Raw genomic sequence first — 4,185 nt, 5'->3', positions numbered from 1 at the left:
GGAAAACCTCGTGCACTGGCACTGCGAGGCGTTCGACCTGCATGCCGGCAGCCACACCGCCAGCGTCGCCGGTTGCGGTTTCGATGCGATGGCCTGGGAAGTCTGGCCGGCGCTGTGTGTCGGCGCGACCCTGCACCTGCCGCCGCAATCGATCAGTAACGAACACCTCGATGACCTGCTCGACTGGTGGCGCGCGCAACCGTTGCAGGTGAGCTTCCTGCCGACGCCGATTGCCGAATACGCCTTCAGTCGTGAGCTGGGTCACCCGACGTTGCGTACGCTGCTGATCGGTGGCGACAGGTTGCGGCAGTTCGCGCGCGCTCAGACCTTTGATGTCATCAACAACTACGGCCCGACCGAGGCCACGGTGGTTGCGACCTCCGGGCAGATCAATGCCGGGCAGTTGCTGCACATTGGCCGGCCGATAAGTAACGCCCGGGTCTACCTGCTCGATGAACAGCAGCGTCCGGTGCCGGTGGGTGTCGCGGGTGAGTTGTATGTGGGTGGCGCTGGCGTGGCGCGGGGTTATCTGAATCGCCCTGAATTGACCGCCGAACGTTTCCTCGAAGACCCGTTCAGTGACGAACCGCAGGCGCGCATGTACCGCACCGGCGACCTCGCGCGCTGGTTGGCCGACGGCAATATCGAGTACCTGGGGCGTAACGACGATCAGGTCAAACTGCGCGGCGTGCGCGTGGAACTGGGGGAAATCGAAGCTGCACTGACCAGCCATCCGGCGGTGCAGGACGCGGTAGTGCTGGTGCGCGAGGCGCGCTTGATCGCCTGGTTCACCGCGCGCACTGCGGTAGAAATCGAAGAGCTGCGCGGGCATCTGCAAGCACGTTTGCCGCAGGCACTGGTGCCGGCAGCCTACGTGCGGCTTGAGGCGCTGCCGCTGACCGCCAACGGCAAACTCGACCGCAAGGCCTTGCCCGAACCGGATCAGGACGCCTGGCTCAGCCGCGAATACGAAGCCCCGCAAGGGCCGGTGGAAACCGCGCTGGCGCAGGTCTGGGCCGAGGTGTTGCAGGTGGAACAGGTCGGGCGGCACGACAACTTCTTTGAACTGGGCGGCCATTCGCTGCTGGCGGTGACTTTGATCGAACGCATGCGTCAGCTCGGCCTGAGCACCGACGTGCGCGTGCTGTTCAGTCAGCCGACCCTCGCCGCGCTGGCCGCCGCCGTGGGCAGCGGCCGCGAAGTCGCGGTGCCGGCCAACCTGATTCCGGCCGATTGCACGCGCATTACCCCGGACATGCTGACCCTGCTGCAACTGGATCAGGACAGCATCGAGCGCATCGTTGCCACGGTGCCGGGCGGGGCCGCCAACGTGCAGGACATTTATCCGCTGGCGCCATTGCAGGAAGGCATTCTTTATCACCACCTGAGCGCCGGGCAGGGCGATCCGTACCTGCTGCAATCGCGCCTTGCGTTCGACAGCCTCGAACGCTTGCAGGCCTTCGCCGCCGCGCTGCGTCAGGTCATGAGTCGCCATGACATTCTGCGCACCGGAGTGGTCTGGCAAGGGTTGGCGACACCGGTGCAAGTGGTCTGGCGTGAAGCTGAGCTGCCGGTGCAGGAGGTGGCCCTTGACCCGGCGGCCGGTGATGTTCTGGCGCAGTTGTACGAGCGTTTCGATGCGCGTCATTACCGCATCGATATCAGTCAGGCACCGCTGATTCGCCTGGTGTATGCGCAGGACCCGGCCAACCACCGGGTGGTCGCCATGCTGCTGTTCCATCACATCGCCATGGACCACACGGCGCTGGCCGTGGTGCAGGAGGAAATGCAAGCGATCCTCTTCGGTCACGATGAAGCACTGCTGCCGGCCGTGCCGTATCGCAACTACGTGGCGCAGACCCGGCTGGGCGTCAGTGAGCAGGAACACGAAGCGTTCTTCCGCGCGATGCTCGGTGACATCGACGAGCCGACGCTGCCGTTCGGGCTGCTGGAGGTGCGCGGCGACGGGCAGGATATCGAAGAAGTCCGGCAGAACGTGCCCGAAGCGCTGGCGCGGCGCTTGCGCAGTCAGGCGCGACAGATGGGCGTGAGTGTCGCGAGTCTGTTCCATCTGGCCTATGCCCGAGTGCTGGCAGCGACCTCGGGGCACGAGTGCGTGGTGTTCGGCACGGTGCTGCTGGGGCGGATGCAGGGCGGCACCGGTGCCGATCGCGGTCTGGGGATGTTCATCAATACGCTGCCGTTGCGGGTGGATCCGGGTGATACCCCGGTGCGTGCCGGCGTGCGCGCCACCCATGCACAACTGACCGCGTTGCTCGGCCATGAGCATGCATCACTGGCGCTGGCCCAGCGCTGCAGCGGGGTGGCGGCGCCGTCGCCGCTGTTCAGCGCGATGCTCAATTACCGGCACAGCGTCAGCGCAGAACAGCAGCAGGCCAATCGCCTGACCTGGCAGGGCATCGAGAACCTCTCCAGCGAAGAACGCACCAACTACCCGCTGAGTCTCAATGTCGATGACCTGGGCGAAAGTTTTATCCTCACGGTCATGACGCCCTCGCGCATTGGTGCGGCGCGGGTGTGTGGCTACATGCAACAGGTGCTGGCGGAACTGGTCGAGGCACTGGAGCAGGCACCGCAGCAGACCTTGAACCGCCTGCCGGTGGTGCCGGATGCCGAGCGTCAGCAGTTGCTGTCTGGCCTGAATGCCACGGAGGTCGATTACAACCTTGAGCAGACCATTCACGGTCTGTTCGAGGCGCAGGTGCAGCGTTCGCCGCAGGCGCCAGCGGTGGTCGCGGGTGAGCAGCCACTGAGCTACGCCGAACTCAACGCCCGGGCCAATCAACTGGCGCGGCACCTGCGCGGATTGGGCGTAGGGCCGGATGCGCGGGTGACAATCTGCGTCGAACGCGGTCTGGACATGGTGGTCGGGCTGCTGGCGATCCTCAAGGCCGGCGGCGGTTATGTGCCGCTGGATCCGGCGTATCCGCTGGAACGTCTGGCGTACATGCTGGAGGACAGCGCGCCGCTGGCGGTACTGGTGCAGGGTTCGACTCGCGCATTGCTCGGCGATGTGGCGGTGCCGCTGATCGACCTGGATCAGCCGTACTGGCAAGCGCTGCCAACGGATAATCTGTCGCCCGCTGAACTGACCCCGCAGCACACGGCTTACGTGATCTACACCTCCGGCTCCACCGGCCAACCAAAAGGCGTGATCAATGAACACAGCGGGGTGGTCAACCGCTTGCTGTGGATGCAGGACGCCTATCAACTGACGGCAGCCGACACGGTATTGCAGAAAACGCCGTTCAGCTTCGACGTCTCGGTCTGGGAATTCTTCTGGCCGCTGATGACCGGCGCCCGTCTGGTCATGGCCCGGCCCGAGGGGCACAAGGATCCGCAGTACCTCAGTGAAGTGATCGAGCGTGAACACATCACCACGCTGCACTTTGTCCCGTCGATGCTCGACGTGTTTCTCGCCCACGCCGACACCGCACGTTGCAGCAGTCTGCGGCAAGTCATGTGCAGCGGCGAAGCGTTGCCGGGCAGTGTCGTTCGGCGCTTCAAACAGCAACTGCCAAGCAGCGAACTGCACAACCTCTACGGCCCGACCGAAGCCGCAGTGGACGTGACGGCGTGGAATTGCGCCGGTCCTCTGGAAAGCACCCCGGACAACACACCCATCGGCAAACCGATCGCCAACACCCGCATGTACATCCTCGATGCCCAGCAGCAACCGGTGCCCCACGGCGTGGTCGGCGAGTTGTACATCGGCGGCGTGCAGGTAGCGCGCGGTTATCTGAATCGCCCGCAGCTGAATGCCGAGCGCTTCCTCAATGATCCGTTCCAGAGCCATGGGCGGATGTACCGCACCGGCGACGTCGCCCGTTATCTGGCGGACGGCAACATCGAATACCTGGGCCGTAACGACGATCAGGTGAAGATCCGTGGTCTGCGCATCGAACTCGGCGAAATCCAGGCACGCTTGACCCAGATTGACGGCATTCAGGAAGCCGCCGTACTGGCTCGCGAAGACGTGCCGGGGGACAAACGTCTGGTGGCGTACTACACCGGCGCACGGCTGGAAACCGACGTGCTGCGCAGTCAACTGCTGGAGCATCTGCCGGATTACATGGGGCCCGCCGTGTTCGTGCATCTCGATGCACTGCCGCTGAGCCCCAACGGCAAACTCGATCGCAAGGCGCTGCCAGCCCCCGATCTGAC

General features: G+C 64.6%; 1 protein-coding gene. It reads left to right on the top strand.

All coding sequences use genetic code 11. The features are described 5' to 3' along the window. Positions 1-4,185 (top strand): amino acid adenylation domain-containing protein (locus tag DBR18_RS30065; protein ID WP_256589007.1); only part of this gene is annotated, 4,185 nt, incomplete at both ends.

Source organism: Pseudomonas sp. HMWF021, from assembly GCF_003061005.1.
Classification (GTDB): Bacteria; Pseudomonadota; Gammaproteobacteria; order Pseudomonadales; family Pseudomonadaceae; genus Aquipseudomonas.
Note: the sequence above shows the minus strand (reverse complement) of the source record. Positions and strands in the feature narration are given on the sequence as shown.